The organism is Brevibacterium sanguinis (assembly GCF_039528855.1).
GTDB lineage: Bacteria > Actinomycetota > Actinomycetes > Actinomycetales > Brevibacteriaceae > Brevibacterium > Brevibacterium sanguinis.
In genome coordinates, this window is sequence record NZ_BAAAMB010000010.1 from 375,001 (window position 1) to 391,215 (window position 16,215).

14 protein-coding genes and 1 riboswitch are annotated in these 16,215 nt (G+C 68.3%); of the genes, 5 read left to right on the plus strand and 9 right to left on the minus strand.

What is annotated here, in order from left to right:
* Nucleotides 1-75: 75 nt before the first annotated feature.
* From ABD154_RS13660 to ABD154_RS13670, 3 genes are all read right to left on the minus strand, one after another.
* Nucleotides 76-1,542 carry an APC family permease gene (locus tag ABD154_RS13660; RefSeq protein ID WP_282959858.1) on the minus strand — a complete coding sequence of 489 codons (1,467 nt, stop codon included), beginning with the start codon at nucleotides 1,540-1,542 and terminating at the stop codon, nucleotides 76-78.
* A 276-nt stretch (nucleotides 1,543-1,818) separates the two neighbouring features.
* Nucleotides 1,819-2,751, minus strand: coding sequence for an AraC-like ligand-binding domain-containing protein (locus tag ABD154_RS13665; RefSeq protein ID WP_198500545.1), 933 nt, complete (start codon nucleotides 2,749-2,751; stop codon nucleotides 1,819-1,821).
* A 5-nt stretch (nucleotides 2,752-2,756) separates the two neighbouring features.
* Nucleotides 2,757-3,416, minus strand: coding sequence for a TetR/AcrR family transcriptional regulator (locus tag ABD154_RS13670; RefSeq protein ID WP_198500544.1), 660 nt, complete (start codon nucleotides 3,414-3,416; stop codon nucleotides 2,757-2,759).
* A 122-nt stretch (nucleotides 3,417-3,538) separates the two neighbouring features.
* Between ABD154_RS13670 and ABD154_RS13675 the strand changes: the two genes are divergently transcribed.
* Nucleotides 3,539-5,443: a primary-amine oxidase gene (locus tag ABD154_RS13675; RefSeq protein ID WP_198500543.1), complete on the plus strand. Its 1,905-nt coding sequence runs from the start codon at nucleotides 3,539-3,541 to the stop codon at nucleotides 5,441-5,443.
* A 20-nt stretch (nucleotides 5,444-5,463) separates the two neighbouring features.
* Here the strand turns inward: ABD154_RS13675 and ABD154_RS13680 are convergent, their stop codons facing one another.
* Nucleotides 5,464-7,002 carry an SLC13 family permease gene (locus ABD154_RS13680; protein ID WP_198500542.1) on the minus strand — a complete coding sequence of 513 codons (1,539 nt, stop codon included), beginning with the start codon at nucleotides 7,000-7,002 and terminating at the stop codon, nucleotides 5,464-5,466.
* A gap of 206 nt (nucleotides 7,003-7,208) precedes the next feature.
* Here ABD154_RS13680 and ABD154_RS13685 point away from each other — a divergent pair, with 206 nt between their 5' ends.
* Entirely contained in the window at nucleotides 7,209-8,132 is a 924-nt protein-coding gene (locus ABD154_RS13685) for a LysR substrate-binding domain-containing protein (RefSeq protein ID WP_198500541.1), read from the plus strand.
* Between the two features lie 317 nt (nucleotides 8,133-8,449).
* Here the strand turns inward: ABD154_RS13685 and ABD154_RS13690 are convergent, their stop codons facing one another.
* The 4 genes from ABD154_RS13690 to ABD154_RS13705 all read right to left on the minus strand — a co-directional run bounded on the left by ABD154_RS13690 (nucleotide 8,450) and on the right by ABD154_RS13705 (nucleotide 12,900).
* Nucleotides 8,450-9,295, minus strand: a complete 846-nt coding sequence (locus ABD154_RS13690) for a DNA-formamidopyrimidine glycosylase family protein (protein ID WP_198500540.1) — start codon at nucleotides 9,293-9,295, stop codon at nucleotides 8,450-8,452.
* 20 nt (nucleotides 9,296-9,315) lie between these two features.
* Nucleotides 9,316-10,485, minus strand: a complete 1,170-nt coding sequence (locus ABD154_RS13695; RefSeq protein WP_198500539.1) for a Cmx/CmrA family chloramphenicol efflux MFS transporter — start codon at nucleotides 10,483-10,485, stop codon at nucleotides 9,316-9,318.
* Nucleotides 10,486-10,694: 209 nt separating this feature from the next.
* Nucleotides 10,695-12,047 (minus strand): hypothetical protein, encoded by a 1,353-nt coding sequence (locus ABD154_RS13700; RefSeq protein WP_198500538.1) that lies wholly within the window; start codon nucleotides 12,045-12,047, stop codon nucleotides 10,695-10,697.
* Nucleotides 12,048-12,345: 298 nt separating this feature from the next.
* On the minus strand, nucleotides 12,346-12,900 hold the full coding sequence (locus ABD154_RS13705) for a HutD family protein (protein ID WP_198500537.1): 555 nt from the start codon (nucleotides 12,898-12,900) through the stop codon (nucleotides 12,346-12,348).
* 86 nt (nucleotides 12,901-12,986) lie between these two features.
* On the opposite strand from ABD154_RS13705, the gene ABD154_RS13710 reads away from it, so the two are divergent.
* On the plus strand, nucleotides 12,987-13,931 hold the full coding sequence (locus ABD154_RS13710) for an alpha/beta fold hydrolase (protein WP_344251449.1): 945 nt from the start codon (nucleotides 12,987-12,989) through the stop codon (nucleotides 13,929-13,931).
* A gap of 3 nt (nucleotides 13,932-13,934) precedes the next feature.
* On the opposite strand, the gene ABD154_RS13715 is transcribed toward ABD154_RS13710, so the two are convergent.
* On the minus strand, nucleotides 13,935-14,297 hold the full coding sequence (locus tag ABD154_RS13715; protein WP_198500535.1) for a VOC family protein: 363 nt from the start codon (nucleotides 14,295-14,297) through the stop codon (nucleotides 13,935-13,937).
* A gap of 112 nt (nucleotides 14,298-14,409) precedes the next feature.
* Between ABD154_RS13715 and ABD154_RS13720 the strand changes: the two genes are divergently transcribed.
* Both ABD154_RS13720 and ABD154_RS13725 read left to right on the plus strand, forming a co-directional pair.
* A complete protein-coding gene (locus ABD154_RS13720; RefSeq protein WP_344251450.1) occupies nucleotides 14,410-15,420 on the plus strand; it encodes an ATP-grasp domain-containing protein in 1,011 nt (336 codons plus the stop codon).
* Nucleotides 15,421-15,427: 7 nt separating this feature from the next.
* Nucleotides 15,428-15,532, plus strand: a riboswitch (TPP riboswitch).
* Complete coding sequence (locus ABD154_RS13725) at nucleotides 15,529-16,200, plus strand: TenA family protein (protein ID WP_198500533.1); 672 nt, start codon at nucleotides 15,529-15,531, stop codon at nucleotides 16,198-16,200. Its footprint overlaps the riboswitch before it by 4 nt.
* The last annotated feature ends 15 nt before the right edge of the window (nucleotides 16,201-16,215 follow it).

The following is a 16,215-nucleotide window of genomic DNA, read 5'->3' on the forward strand; positions in this document are numbered from 1 at the left end:
GGAAGCCAACGGTCGGGTCGACGCCGACTGTCAGGGTCGCGGGGTCTCATGCAGATCCTCGTCTCATGCAGGTCCTCATCCCAGACTTCCACCGGATCCGATTCCTGCATAGAGCTCGGGCCGGCTGCCGCGCAGCCAGAAGGCCCAGAGGGTGCCGATGAGCCCGGGCACGAGGACGAGGAGCGGCAGCAGCCACGAGAGCACGGTCGGCTCCGTCGTGCCGATGAGGACGTCGAAGTTCGCGACGATCGCGAAGAAGAGGACGAAGAGTCCGATGGCCGCGATGCCGGGCGCGATGAGCCGAACCCACGTCGAGTACTCCGCGCGCTGGGTTCGGAGGAACCCGATGACGGCGAGCGCGGTGAGCGCCATGAGCAGGACGAGGCCGAACGCCCCCATGTTCGTCAGCCACGTGAAGAGGGTGACGACGGGGAAGAGCGGATCCGTGCTGCTGGCGCCCGCGGCCGCGAAGACGAGGATGACGATGAGGGCGAGCGCCGACTGCGTGAGCGATCCCGCGACGGGCGCGCCTGACCGTCGTGAAGTGCGGGCGAGGAACGACGGGAGCACACTGTCGCGGCCGAGGGCGAAGAAGTACCGGGCGACGATGTTGTGGAACGCGACGAGAGCGGCGAGCAGCGAGGTGAGGAAGAGGAGGTTCGCGAGGTCGACGAACCACACCGGGGCGTGCTCGCCGAGGTAGGCGAACATGAGATCGGGACCGAGCTCCTGGGCGCGGGGCACGAGCTGCGAGGGACCTTCGGCCATGACCATCGCCCAGCCGGAGAAGGCGTAGAAGACGGCGATGAGGCACACCGCGATGATCGTCGCCCGTCCGGCCGTGCGCTTGGGATCCTTGACCTCCTCGTTGTAGATCGCCCCGGACTCGAAGCCCATGAACGCCGCGATCGAGAATGCGAGCACCGCGCCGATCCCCGGGACGAAGAGGTCACCGGGGGCGAAGCCGGCCGTCGACAGCCCCTCGGGGCTGTTCGAGAGTCCGATGACGTCGTAGATGACGACGACGAGGAACTCCGTGGTGACGATGATGCCGAGGATCTTCGCGGAGAAATCGACCCGGGCGATGCCCATGAGACCGACGACGACCCAGCCGATGAGCGCGCACACGACCCACGAGACGGTGAGCCCGAAGAACGAGTTCAGGAGTGAGGAGAAGACGAAGCCGAACATCCCGACGATGCCGATCTGCATCGCGTTGTACGACATGAGCGCCGTCAGCGCGGCTCCGACGCCGATCCGCTTGCCCAGCCCCTTGGCGATGTAGGCGAAGAACGCGCCCGCATTGTGGACGTGCTGGCTCATCGCCCCGTAGCCGATCGCGAAGAGGATGAGGATGACGCCGAGGATGATGAACGACAGCGGGATCCCGAGGAGTCCGGTGACCGCGAAGTTGCTCGGCAGTCCGCCGGCGGCGACCGTCAGCGGCGCCGAGGCGGCGATGATCATGAAGACGAGTGCCGGGGTGCCGATCCTCCGCGCATCGAGGCTCGCAGCCGCCGGACCGTGACCGTGCGAACGCACGGGACCGTTTGAGTGACCGATGCCGCTGCGATCACCAGGGCCGCCCGGACCACCAGCGCCGCCGGCATGGCCGGAACTGCTGGACTGGCCGGGGCCGTGGGAATTCCCGGTGGCAGCGCTCATGTCGTTCACCTCACAGACGTCATTGTTCTCCCCACCCTGCCGCGCCACCAGCCGGCGCGTCTTGGCTTTCCGAGCAGTCCCCTTGACCTCCCGTGCACAGCCTCACCCGGCGGCCAGGGTCACCCGGCAACCTGGGTCACGCAACGACAGTGGTCATTCGAGGTGGGTGCGGCGGAAGACGGCGGGCGGCTGACCGACGACCTTGCGGAAGAGGCGGGAGAAGTGCGCCGGATCAGGCAGCCCCCACCGCGCGCCGATCGCGGCGACCGGCACGTGCCTCTGCAGGGGATCGGCGAGGTCGACCCGGCAGCGGTCGATGCGCCGTCGGCGGATCTCCCCGGCCACACTCTCCCCACCGGCGAACAGCTGGTGGAGGGCGCGCACGGACATAAAGTGCGCGGCTGCGATCGTCGCCGGTGACAGCGTCGGATCGCCGAGGTGGTCGTCGATGTGGGCGATGACCTGAGTCCACAGCCGCTGTCGCTCATCGGGCACCTCGGCGCCGTCGCTGAGCTCATCGGCCATGACCGTCGTGAGCAGGTCGACGATATTGCCGGCGAACCTGATCCCCACCGAGCGGGTCAGGGTCGGCAGCATCGTGCCGGCGCGGACGATGACATCGGAGACGACGGCGCCGAGGTCGTGGCCGGCGCCGATCGCCGTCGCCGTGAGCTGGGCGACGCTGTCCTGCGGCAGGGTGACCCGCGACTGCGGGAACATCATGACGTACGACGTCGAGTCGGTGTCGAAGCTGAGCGTGTACGGCCGGGACGTGTCGTAGAGGGCGAGAGTGCCCGGCGCCAAAGGCACTTCGCGGCCGTCCTGGACGAGGAGACCGTGCCCGCTGACCTGGAGGGAGACCTTGTAGTAGTCCTCTCCCCCGCCGGCGATGAGCCGCGGGGTGCGCAGCACCGCGTGGGGGTTGGCGCAGATGTGGGACATGACGACGGCGTCGTAGTCTCGGGCGCTGATCGAGCCGGCGAAGGCTCCGCGGCGCTGCGGGTCGGTCTCGAGCGGCACGAACGAGTCGGAGACGAGGCTGCGCCAATCGTCGAAGTCCGCGGCCGTGCTCTCCATCAGCGTCATCGCTCTCACCTGCCTGCCTGTGCCGTTTCCTTGGATTCGCGCGTTCCGGTTGCGAGATGCCGGGTTCCGACATGCCTGGTGTCGAGCCGCGCGATGAGGTAGCTCAGCTGGGTCCGGAATCCCTCGAAGTCGAAGCTCTCCCCGCCGAGGATCGACGTCGTCTGCGCCCCGTAGAGGTAGGTGAGGAGGATGTCGGTCTCGACGTCGATGCTGACTTCAGCGGAGATCTCCCCCGCAGCGGCCGCCTCGGCGAGCCACCCGCGGATCCACTCCCGCCAGCGGGCCATCGTCGCCCGCACCTCGCGGGCCCGGACCGGATCCTGGGCCACCTCGGCGAGGAAGGAGAGGACGACGCGGGCCTCGTCGCGGAGCTCGGGGGTGAGGGGAACGACCTCGGCGGCGAACGCGTGCAGCGCGGTCAGCCCGCTCCGGCCCGCCGTGGCGATGACGACGCGGCGATTCGTCGCCTCGTAGACGTCGACATAGGTCGCGGCGAGGAGGTCGGCCTTCGACCCGAAGTAGGACTTGACGACGCCGTTGGCGAACCCCGCCTCGGCGGCGATGTCGCGCATCGTCGCCCCCGGCAGGCCCTGGCGCGCGATGATCCGCATCGTCGCGTCGACGATGTCGCGGCGACGCTGGGCGTAGTCGACGATCTTCGGCACCGGTGCTCCATCCCCATTGACTTTATTTCCTACGAGTGTAGATTATAACGTGATCCGGCTCACGCCAACCCCTGATCGCCAACCCCCAGATTCCTGGAACCCTCAGACCGCAGAGGTGGACGATGACTCCCCAGACCCCCTACTCCCTGGCCACGGATGACGAGATGACGACGGTCGTCGACACGCTCCGCGACGCCGATCTCTTCCCCGCCGCGGCGCGGATCGCCTACCTCGGGCTCCTCGATCCCGTCCGCGGCACCGCGCGCGACGCCAGCACCGTCGATCGCCGGTTCCGCGTCCTCGTCAGCGACAAGGAAGCCGGCACCGCCCGTGACATCGTCGTGTCCGCGACCCACCGCAGCGTCGAATCCGTCACCGAGGTCGACTCCGCCGTCGCCGGCGAGTTCCCCGTCATGGAAGAGGAGTTCGAGATCGTCGAACAGGTGCTCAGCGAGGATCCCGCGTGGCAGGAGGCGATCGCCCGGCGCGGTCTCGCCCTCGACGAGGTCCGGGTCGCTCCCCTGTCGGCCGGTGTCTTCGAATACCCCGACGAGGCGGGACGGCGGATCCTCCGCGGGCTCGCGTTCCACCAGCAGCACGCCTCCGACAGCGCGTGGGCGCACCCCATCGACGGCCTCGTCGCCTACGTCGATGTGACGAACCGCAGCGTCGACCAGGTCCTCGACCTCGAGGACGTGCCGATCCCGGCCGAGCACGGCAACTACACCGACCCCGAGCTCACCGGTCCGCTGCGCACGACACAGAAGCCGATCTCGATCACCCAGCCCGAGGGACCGAGCTTCACCGTCACCGACGGCAACCACATCGACTGGGAGAAGTGGTCCTTCGACGTCGGCTTCGACATGCGCGAGGGTCTCGTCCTCCACAACATCGCGTTCACCGACGGGGATGAGACCCGGCGGATCCTCGACCGGGCCGCGATCGCGGAGATGGTCGTCCCCTACGGCGATCCCTCCCCGGTGCGGTCGTGGCAGAACTACTTCGACACCGGCGAATACCTCGTCGGCCAGTGGGCGAACTCGCTCGAACTCGGGTGCGACTGCCTCGGCGACATCACCTACCTCTCCCCGTGGGTCGTCAACAACCTCGGCGAGCCGCGGCAGATCCGCAACGGCATCTGCATGCACGAGGAGGATGCCGGGGTGCTCGCGAAGCATTCGGACCTGTGGTCGGGGGTCGCCTACACGCGGCGCAACCGGCGCTTCGTCGTCTCGTTCTTCACCACCGTCGGCAACTACGACTACGGGTTCTACTGGTACCTCTACCTCGACGGGACGATCGAGTTCGAGGCGAAGGCGACGGGCGTGGTCTTCACCTCGGCGCTGCCGAACGGCTCGACGGACTTCGCCTCGGAGATCGCACCGGGGCTCGGCGCCCCGTTCCACCAGCATCTCTTCGGCGCCCGCCTCGACTTCGCCCTCGACGGCGGCGGCTGCCGGGTCGAGGAGGAGGACGTCGTCCGGCTGCCGGTCTCGGATGAGAACCCGCGCGGCAACGCCTTCACCCGCAAGCGCACCCTGCTCGCCACGGAGCTCGCGGCCCAGCGCGACGCCGACCAGTCGGTGGCCCGGACGTGGGTGGTGTCGAACCCGGAGTCGATCAACCGCCTCGGCGAGCCCGTCGCCTACAAACTCCATCCGGCCGGTCTGCCGACGCTGCTCGCCGCCGAGGAGTCCTCGGTCCACAAGCGGGCGACGTTCGCGTCGAAGGCGCTGTGGGTGAGCCAGTACGACGTCGACGAGCGGTACCCGACCGGCGATTTCCCCAACCAGCACGCCGGTCATGCCGGCCTGCCGACATGGACGCAGGCCGACCGCAGCGTCGACGGTGAGGACATCGTCGTGTGGCACACGTTCGGGCTCACGCACTTTCCACGCGTCGAGGACTGGCCGATCATGCCCGTCGATACCGTCGGCTTCAAGCTGCGCCCCGAGGGCTTCTTCGACCGCTCCCCCGTCCTCGACGTGCCGGCCCCCGACTCCGGCGGCCACTGCTGCGCGGAGTGAGGGGCGGGCGGGTCACACGATCAGAGAGAGACCCCGAAGACGACTGGAACCAGCGTATACATGACGATCATGATCAACCCGAGTGAGATGACGTTCAACCACAGTCCCGCACGCATCATCTGCTTGATGGAGACTTCACCCGTGCCGAACGCCACGGCGTTGGAGGGCGTCGCGACTGGAAGCATGTAGGCGGAGCAGACAGCGAGGGTCACCGCAATCGTCATGAATAGCGGATCGAGGCCGACCCCCACCGCGACGGCACCGAAGATCGGCAGGAACGCCGCTGCGGTAGCGGTGTTCGATGTCAGCTCGGTCAAGCCGAGACCTACGACAATGACTGCGACGATGATCAGCCATGGGGGCAGGCCCGTCAGACCGGCAACCTGCTCTCCCACCCATCCTGAGAAACCCGTGGCAGTGAACATCGCCGACAGGGACAGGCCTCCGCCGAAGAGCAGCAGCAGGCCCCAGGGGACCTCCTTCGCGTCCGACCATCGCAACAGCGCCCGCCCGTCGCTGCCGTTCGTGCCGCCCCCAGCGGGCACGATGAAACAGGCGATCGCCGCAGCCATTGCAACCTGCGCGTCATCGATTGACCCGAGAAAGGCGGCGTTGGCGGCCAGCCACGGAATCTGCGCGAGAAACGGAACAGCGACCCAGAAGAAGATCGCCACCAAGAAGATCACCGACACTCGGCGCTCCGCGGTGGTCATTCGCCCGAGTTTCGCGAGTTCCTCGCGGATCACACCCTCACCTCCTGGGAGCTTGTCGACCTCTGGACGGAACACCAATTTGGTGAGAACCGCCCATGCAATGAACAGCATGACGATCGCCCACGGGATCCCGATGAGCATCCAGGTGCCGAACCCCATGTCGAAGTCATAGGCCTCACTGAGATAGCCCTTCATGAGCGCCATCGGGGGCTGGCCGATCAGCGTTGCCGTCGATCCGATCGTCACTCCGTAGGCAACACCGAGAAGCATCGACGCGGCGAACTTCGGACCGACTGCCTGCCTGTTCACTCTCCGCACGAGATCGATGATCGAGACGGCGATGGGAACCATGATGACTGCGGTGGCGGTGTTCGAGACCCACGCAGAAACGAACGCAGAAGCAATCATGAGTCCGAGGACTATCTGCGATGGCTTGGTGCCCACCAGGCGAATGGTCACGAGCGCGACACGCAGGTGCAACCGAGACTTCTCAGCAGCCAGACCGAGTATGACGCCACCCAGGACCAGGAAGATCACCGGATCGGCGTAAGGGGCCGCCACGGCTTTCATCTCTCCCATTCCGAACAGGGGAAACAGCACCAGCGGGAGAAGCGAAGTCACTGGGATGGGCGCAGCCTCGGTCATCCACCACAGCGCCATCCACAGCCCGCACCCGGCCACAGCCCGGCCCTCGAACGAGAGGGAGTCAGGCAGGATTGCGGCGAGGACGAGACCAGCCAGCGGTCCAAGTGTGACGAGCCACCAGTTGCGCCTCCGTCCGCCGTCCAGCGTGTCTTCGGGGTTCGTCTCGTGGCTTCCCGTCCGATGCGTCGTTGCGTCAGTCATGTCATCTCCCAGCTCGGTCCCCGCGCAGAATCACAGCGAGGATTCCCAGTGATCTCAATCACTGTAGAGTTGACGATCAAGATACAGAAGTACAGGTTTTTCCTCTTTTCATATGATGACGATATGAATCGAGGTCCGAGAGGCCGTTCGGCAATGATCACGCCGGGCTTGATTTCTCGCGTGCGTCAACCGTGATTGGAACCCCTATGGAACTGAGACACCTGCGCTATTTCCTTGCAGTGGCAGAGGAGAAGCATTTCGGGCGCGCTGCAGATCGACTGCACATGGCCCAGCCTCCGCTCTCCAACCAAATCAAACAGCTCGAAGCCGAACTCGGCACCACACTGTTCGAGCGAACGACGCGCAGAGTCGAGGTCACCGAGGCGGGGCTGCTCCTCATGGATCGAGCCCGGCAGCTGCTCTCCGACGTCGAAGCCGCAGAGTTCGACGTTGCGGAAGTGGGCCGCGGTGCCGCCGGTGTTCTCCGGGTCGGGTTCTCGGGAACGGCAACATACAGGCTCATGCCTGAGGTCGTCAGACGCGCGCAGACCGAGCTCCCCAATGTGCGTCTTCAGATCTCCGGTGAGATGCTCACACCCCAGATGGAGAACGCCCTGCTTGAGAACCGCATCGATATCGCTGTACTGCGGCCGCCAGTGCAATCGGGCGAACTCATACTCGACGAGTTCGAACAGACTCCGATCGTGGCGATTCTCCCGATGAACCATCCCGCGATCTGCCGTTCTCCTCAAGGGCATCCGGTGAGCGTGGCAGAGTTGGCCGACACCGGCCTTGTCAGCTATCCCCGCTCTTCCACGGTGGCGTCTGCAGTCTGGGAGCTCTACCGACAACTGGGGTTCCGCCCTCGCATCGTCCAGACCGCAACGGAGACCTCCACTCTCATTGCAATGGTCAGCGCCGGCTTGGGGGTCGCACTGATCCCGGATCCCTCAGGACTGCCATTGCGGACATCGATCGCTGTCCGACCGCTGGCTGAGCAGCTCACCATCGGCCTCGCCGTTGCCCGACGCGCTCACGGCGACCACGGAAGCCACGCCATCACGCCGCTCCAGTCGGCGTTTGCCAACCTGACCAGAGCTGCCTCCGCGCACCTGCGCGACAACGCCTGACAACGCGAGAAGACCACTGCTTCCCCAGGATCGATTGCGTCGGCAATCCCGCCCGGTCGCTGAGGAGACACGCTGGCTCCACCGGACGAGCACCGCTTCAGCCAGTGCTTCAACACCGCTCTGCGGTTCGGTCCGAAAGGTGCCGCAGCGGGACTCTCAGAGTGGCTGGGCCCGAGGCTCGTACCGGCGCGCACTCCACGGTGCTCACCGCCAGCTCGACCTCGGAATCCTGGCGCCCACGTCGCTGCGGGTCACGGTCGGTGGTGTTCGGCTGTGGGGCTGCTTCGTCATCATCGACCCCTCGGCCTCAGCCGCCGCTATTTGAGGAGGCGGTCCATGCGTCGGTCGCTCAGTCGCTTCCCACCGGTCTGGCACCCGGGGCAGTACTGGAGCGACCGGTCGGTGAAGGAGACCTCGGCGATCGTCGTCCCGCACACCGGGCACGTCTGACCGGTCCTCCCGTGCACGCGCAGCAGCTTCTTCTTCGCGGCCTTGATCTTCGCCGGGGGCAGCCCCGAAAGCGCCTCCCGTGCCGCAGTGAGCACCGAGGTCATCGCTGCGAACACGGCATCGGCATCGGCCTTGTTCGCCGTCGCGAACGGGGAGATCTTCGCGGTGTGGAGGATCTCGTCGGAGAAGGCGTTGCCGATGCCCGCGACGACGCTCTGATCGTCGAGCACAGTCTTGACCCGTGAGGTCGTCCCGGCGAGCGCGGCGGCGAACTGCTCCGCGGTGATCTCCAGGGCGTCGGGACCCGCATCGGCGAGCGCAGCGACATCGCCGAGGTCGCGGACGAGGGACACGGACGCATTCTTCTTCGTCCCCGCCTCGGTGAGGTCGAACCCTGAACCAGAAGCGAACGTGACCCGCATCCCCAGCGGCCCCTTCCCCATCCGCACCGGCGTCGACGGCGCGGCATCGTGCCAGACCAGCCAGCCGGCGCGGGCGAATCGGCACACCAGGGACAGCCCGTCGAAGTCGATGACGAGCGCTTTGCCGACGCGCCTCACCCCGGTGATCTCGAGCCCGATGACGGCGTCGAGCGGCGGGTCGGCGGTGTGCAGCAGCGAGAGCTCGGCGATGTCGACCTGCGCGATGAACTCACCGACGAGACGCGGGGTGAGGAAGTCGACGAGCGCTGAGACCTCGGGCAGTTCCGGCATGTGTCCAGTATGCGCCCGCCTCACTCCCGCACAAGGGACAGCCGCCGGAGGATGACGACCATGCCGAGACCTGCGCAGACGGCGCTGACACCGAACGGCCCGATGAGACCGAACCGCTGCAGGGCGAGCCCGGCGAGGACCGGTCCGACCGCCGCACCGAGGTTGAGCGCGACCGTCGCGAACGACCCGCCGAGTGTCGGGGCACCGGCGGCAGTGGCGACGATGCGCGCAATGAGAGTGCTGCCGATCGCGAACGAGAGGAATCCGATCAGCGGGGTGAGCACCCAGAGCATGACCGCGCCGAGGCGGCCGTCCGTCCCCGCCCCCGTGACCGTGAGGGCGAGCCCGATCCAGGTGAGCACGAGGACGGGCCCGAGCACCCCGAGGAGCCGCCTCCACCGTGCATCGGCGAACCGACCGGCGACGCTGACCCCGCAAAAGGCGCCGGTGCCGAACACCGCGAGGAGCACGGGCACGGCGGCACCGGTGAGACCGTGCGCGACCTCGGTGACCGCCGCGAGATACGTGAACGCCCCGAACGTCGCGGCGTTGACGAGCACCGCGACAGCGATGACGACGAGGAGGTCCGGGGAGCGCAGCGACAAGAGCTCGGCGCGCAGCGGAATCCGGTCGGCCGCGTGCGCGGTCCCTCCCGGGGCGGCCGCGAGAACGCCGAGGAGCGCGGGCACGCAGAGGGCGGCGATCACCCACAGCGCCGACCGCCAGCCGAAGCCGGCGGCGAGGAACGCCCCCGCCGGCACCCCGGCGATGAGCGCGAGCGTCGTCCCGGCGAGGACGACCCCGATCGCCCGACCCTGTCGCCCGGGGGCGACGAGTCGGGGGATGAGAGCGAGCGTGACCGCCACGAACCCCGCATTGGCGACAGCGGCGAGACTGCGGGTGGCGACGAGGACGGGGAACGAGTCGGTGAGCGCACCGCCGACATGAGCGAGGACGAAGACGACGAGGAAACCCGTCAGCGCGAACCGCGGCGAGAACCGACGGCTCGCCGCCGCCATCACCGGGGCGCCGACGACCATGCCCACGGCGAATGCGGTGGTCAGCAGCCCCGCCTCGGCGAGGGAGACGTCGAGATCACGGGAGATGTCGGTGAGCAGACCGACGAGGACGAATTCGGAGGTGCCCTGCGCGAACACGGCGAGGGCAAGGAGATAGAGCAGCACAGGCATGAAGCAGCCTTTCGGACACAGCAGCGTCAGGGATGAACCGTCTGGCACTGCCGGTGCCGGGATGAGGATCTCCGGACTATCGGCGTGCCGACAGCCCGGTCCTGGATGCTTCTGGTGTGCTCACGCGTCCAAGGCTAATGGGGGCGTGGGGGAACAGCAACGCCCCGGGGCGGATCACGCCCCGAGGCGGGTCCCGGGTGTGGTGCGGGTCAGCCCTGGGAGCCGGCGGCACTGCCGCCGGAGCCGCTGCTGCCTGAGCCGGATCCGGAGCCGCCGCTGCCGGAACCACCCGATCCGCTCGAGCCGTTGCCGCCCGAGCCGGATCCGCTGCTCGAGCCGCTGCCACCGGAATCCGAGCCGCTGCCGCTGCTGCCCGAACCGGAGGTTCCCGAGTCGCTGCTCGTGCTGCTGCCCGAGCCGTCCGAGGTCGACGAGGAGTCCGAGCTCGAGCTGCTCGACCCGGAGGTGTCCGAGGACGTGCCGCTCGTGTCGCTGCTCGAGTTCGTGCCCTGATCCGTGCCGGTCTGATCGCTGTTCGACGAGGACGTCGAGCTCTGATCGCTCTCCCCCGACGTCGAGGAGCTGCTGTCGCTGCTGGTGTTTCTGCCGCTCTCCCCGCTCGAGCTCCCGGAGTTCGAACCGCCGTCGCTGCCGCCGTCGCTCGATGACGATCCGGACTCGTCGCCGCTGCCGGAGTCGCCGGTCACCGATCGCGAGATCTGCGAGGTGCCCGGCGAGATGTCGGCCTGCGTGAGGTTCTCGGCGATGACGACGCCGCCGAGGCCGATGCCGAACGCGGCGACGCCGATGGCCACCGGGTAGAGGACGCGCTTGCGCTTGAGCTTCTGCAGCCACGACTTCGGCTCGTCGTCGGCATCTGTGCCCGCGGCCGCCTCGGCGTTCGCCTCCGTCTCGTCGAGGTTGCCGAACGCCGAATCGGTGCGCGACGGATCGCCGTCGACGGCACCGTAGACCGCCGTGGCGTCCGGATCTGCACTGCCGGGTGCTGTGCTGCCTGAGGATGTGCTGCCGGGAACCGTGCCGTACACGGCAGTCTGGTCGCTGCCGGGGGCGTCAGGGTTCGTGCTGCCGGGGGCGCCGGCACCGGGGCCGACGAGCGGGAGGGTCGCGCCCTTCTTTACGGCAGGGGCGAGCTTCGACCCGACCTCCTTGACGGCTTCCTTGCCCTTCTCGATGCTCTTGCTGTAGATGCTCACAGCGAGCGCGGTGACGATGCTCGCGATGCCCGCCCCGATGACGGTTCCGGCCACACCGAGCTGGCCGCCGACGATCGACGACGTCGCGGCCGCACCGGCGCCGGCGAGCAGCTGGGTCGCGGAGATCCCGTTGCCGCCCTTCTCCTTCTTCTCGTCCGTGCTCTCGTCACCGTCGGTGGTGTCGAGCGTCGTCGTCTCCGCGGCGACCGCGGGCGCGACTGATGTCGGCTGCGCGGCCGTCTGCTGGGCGTGAACAGGCTCGGTGTGCGCCGGCCGGCTCTCGGTGACGGGACCGTCGCGACGAATCGGGTTGGGCGGCAGGACAGGCTGATGGGCAGCCGTCATCTCCTCCGTGACCATCGGCAGGGCCTGGGACGGCCGGCTCTCCTGCGGAGTCGATCCCGTTGCGGGATCGTTCGGGTCATGCGGATCTCTGTTCTGCGGCGCCAACGTACCTCCAAGACTGTGTGACTCTCCCCAGTATTCTCCGCCGAGGTCCGGAGACGCTGACCGGGGTCCCCCGAAACTGAGAGCCGTCTGGACGCCGACGCCTGGCCCGTCCCCCATGACCTGGACCGATGCGCGGTCGTGTGACGGGCGGAACAGGCGACTGACATGGTTTGTCCAGGAACCTTGTCACCCGTCAGGCGAATCCGATCCCGCCGAGGCGGTCCCCCGGCCCCATGGCATCGTCGTCGCCGAGGCGGAGGAGATCGAAGCGGCGCCAGTGCGGGCCGTCGGTGAGGGCGAGTGCGAACCGCGGCCGAGCGGACTCGCCGGGCTCTGCCGTCCCGGTGGGGTCGAGGATCGTCGTGGGCTCGAGCATCATCGTCAGCGGCGGCAGCGTCGCCTCGTCGGTGACGACCATGAGGTTGACGGCGAAGGTCGGGGCCGCGAGGTCGGTGAGCGCGACGGCATCGGACCCGGAGAAGCGCAGCGGTGATCCGGGGCCGGCCCGGTGCGCGGTGCCGGCGATGTCGAGGACCACCTCGGCGTCGGTGGGAAGGAACGTCCGGTCGAGTCCGGGCAGGGAGGAGAACGGACCGGTCCGCTCGAGGCGGGCGATGCTCAGCCGCCACGAACGCCGGTCGGGGGTGAGCGCCGTGGAGGCGTCGAGGGAGACGAGCTCGGTCGTCTCGCCCGCGCCGTTGGCCCAGGGAACAGGGACGATGTCGGCGAACGACGCGATGATCTCCATGGCATCCATCGTAGGTGCGCCCGCCGTCGTCAGCGCGGGTGAGGGGCTAGCCTGGGAGCACACGGACCTCCGGCAAGGAAGCAGCGATGACCGTTCCGCCCCGCCCTGACTCGTCTGACAAGTCAGATTCATCTGACACTTCAGGCTCGTCTCGCCCGCCGCACCTCGATCCCGGTGACGGCCTCACCGAGGAGATCGTCACGCTCGCCGACGGCCGCCGCATCCGCACCGTCACCGCAGGTGAGGCGCCTGGTCCGTGCATCGTCTTCGAAGCGGGCATGGGTGCCTCGGCGGCTGCCTGGACGCACATCCAACGGGAGGTCGCCACCCGCACCCGGACCGTGTCCTACGACCGCGCGAACATCGGCGGCAGCGCTGACGACCGGAGTCCGCGCAGTCTCGAGCGGATCGTCGACGACCTCGCCGAGGTGGTCGACCAGGTCGCCGGGAACACGCCGGTCGTCCTCGTCGGCCACAGCTGGGGCGGACCGATCGTCAGACTCTTCGCGCACCTCAACCCCGAGCGGGTCGCCGGGATGGTGCTCGTCGATGCGACCGCCTCGGCGATCCTCTCCCCTGCGGTCGCGGCCCTCAACGCCGGTTCGATGCGGCTCGGGTCGCTGCTCATCCGGGCCGGCCAGGGCGATCGCTTCACCCGAACGCTCCTGCCCGACGGGGCATCACCGCTGATCACCGAGGCGGATCTCGCCCTGTTCTGGCGCGACTCGCTCACCCAGCGGGCGATGCGCATGGCGCTGCGCGAGGAACGGCATGTCACCTCGTCGATCGCGCTCATGCGGATGCTCGAACGCGACGGCGGACCGGACGTGCCCGGCGTCGTCCTCCAGGGCGGTCGGCAGCGGGGACTGCTCGAGCGGCGGATGCGCTCGCGCCAGAACGCGGCGGCGGCGACGAACGTCGACACGATGCCGCAGGGCAGGCTCGTCGTCCTCGAGGACGCCGGGCATCTCGTCACCCATGAGCGTCCCGATGCCGTCATCGACGCCGTCGACGACGTGCTGTCGCGCTGAGTCTCAGTTGACGCAGAGACAGAACGGGTGACCGGCCGGGTCGAGGAAGACGCGGAATGTCTCCCCCGGCTGGACGGCGGCCTTCCCGGCGCCGAGCCCGATGACCTCCGCCTCGGCGGCATCGAGGTCATCGACCATGACGTCGATGTGCATCTGCTGCGGGTGCTCCTGGCTCGGCCAGCTCGGGGCGTGGTAGTCCTCGACCTGCTGGAAGCAGATGGGCGGCCAGGAATCGGACGTGATCTCGGCCCATGTGCCGTCGTCGTCGACGCGGACCTGCCAGTCGAGGAGTTCGCCGTAGAACTGGGCGAGCTCACCAGCATCCGGAGCATCGAGAACGACCACGGGCTGCTTTGCGATAGCCATGGTCCTGAGTCTACGCCGCAGGGCGGACACGACCCAGGGAATCACCGACTCGATAGAATTGTTGAGCAATAACAGCGCACCTGCCAGAGCCACGGCGCATGAGAGGACTTCGATGAGCACGCACACCCTGCCGGTCGCGGACGGTCCCGCGGTCTACGTCATCCACGACAATCCCGAGTGGATCCCGCCGTTCGCTGACGCCTTCGCCGACCTCGGCGTCGAGCTCGTCGAGTGGCTGCTGCCCGGTGCCGCGATCGACCTCGCCGCCGCCCCGCCCGAGGGCGTCTTCTGGTCCCGACTCTCGGCATCGTCGCACACCCGCACGGACCCCCACGTCAAGGAGTACGGACGCGCGGTCCTCGCGTGGCTCGAGGCCGCAGGCCGCACCGTCGTCAACGGCTCGCAGGTCCTCGAGCTCGAGGTCAGCAAGATCCGCCAGCACCGCGTGCTCGCCGCGCACGGGATCGAGGTGCCGGCCACCTCGGCGAACATCGGATCAGCGGCGATCGCCGAGGTGGCTGCCGGGTTCGCGCCCCCGTTCATCACGAAGCACAACCAGGGCGGCAAGGGACTGGGCGTGCGCCGCTTCGACTCGCACGCCGAGCTCGAGGCCGCCGTGGCCGACTTCGCCCCCGACGGGTCCACCGAGCCGATCGACGGCATCACCCTCGTCCAGGAGTACCTGCAGCCGGCCGCGCCGTTCATCACGCGCGCCGAGTTCATCGGCGGCCGCTTCCACTACGCCGTCGCCGTCGACGTCTCCGCCGGCTCCTTCGAACTCTGCCCCGCCGATGCCTGCGCCGTTCCCGGGACGGCCGGCAGCCTCGGCGACAGTCAGTTCACCCGGCGCGACGAGATCACCGCGGACACCCCGCTCATCGGTCGGCTCGAAGCGCTGCTCACCGAACTCGGCATCGACTTCGCCGGGGTCGAATTCATCGACACCGCCGACGGTCGCCAGGTCGTCTACGACATCAACACGAACACGAACTACAACGCCGAGGTCGAGGCCGGCGAGCGTGCGGCCGGCCGTCAGCCTGCCGCCGTCCGGCTGGCCGAGGTGCTCGGCGCGAAGCTCGAGGCCGCCCATCATGACGCAGCTGTGGCGGCACCGGTCGGCTGATAGTCTCGAACCACCACAGGGGAGCGCCGCGACCGGCGCTGAGAGTGCGCACGCAGACCCTTAGAACCTGATCCGGGTGACACCGGCGGAGGAAGATGGAGGCTCATCATGATCACAGTCGCGACCGGCGGAGCCGTGCCCGAGCTGCGGGCGAGCGCCGAGGCGGAGTGGACCGCGGCGACCCATCACCGGTTCGTCTCCGAGCTCTTCGCGGGCACCGTCGACGACGCGGTGATGGCGAAGTACCTCGTCCAGGACTACCAGTTCTTCGATGACTTCCTCTCGATGCTCGGCGCCAGCGTCGCCCACGCCGACACCATCACCGCGAAGCTCCGGTTCGCCCAGCAGCTCGGGTTCCTCGCCGCCGATGAGGATTCGTACTTCCTCCGCGCCTTCGCCGAGGTGGGGGTGGAGCCCGCGGACTACACCGATCCCCAGCTCACCGAGGTGACCGCGGGGTTCCGCGACGTCATGCGCGAGGCGGTCGCCGCGGCGTCGTACCCCGACGTCCTCGTCGTCCTCGTCATCGCCGAATGGCTCTACCTCGAGTGGGGCGAGCAGGATCGGGCCATGCCGAGCCGCGACCTCCACACCGGGTGGATCGACCTCCACCGCGGGGAGGCCTTCACCGGCTGGGTGCAGTTCCTCGTCGACGAACTCGAACGGGTGTACCCGCGCGGGGACGATGCGGCATCGGCTGCCGCCCGGCAGCGCCTGGCCGATCTGTGGCAGCGGGCCGTCGGGCTCGAACGCGCGTTCTTCGACGAGGCGTACCGGTGACCGCGCTGCCGGGCC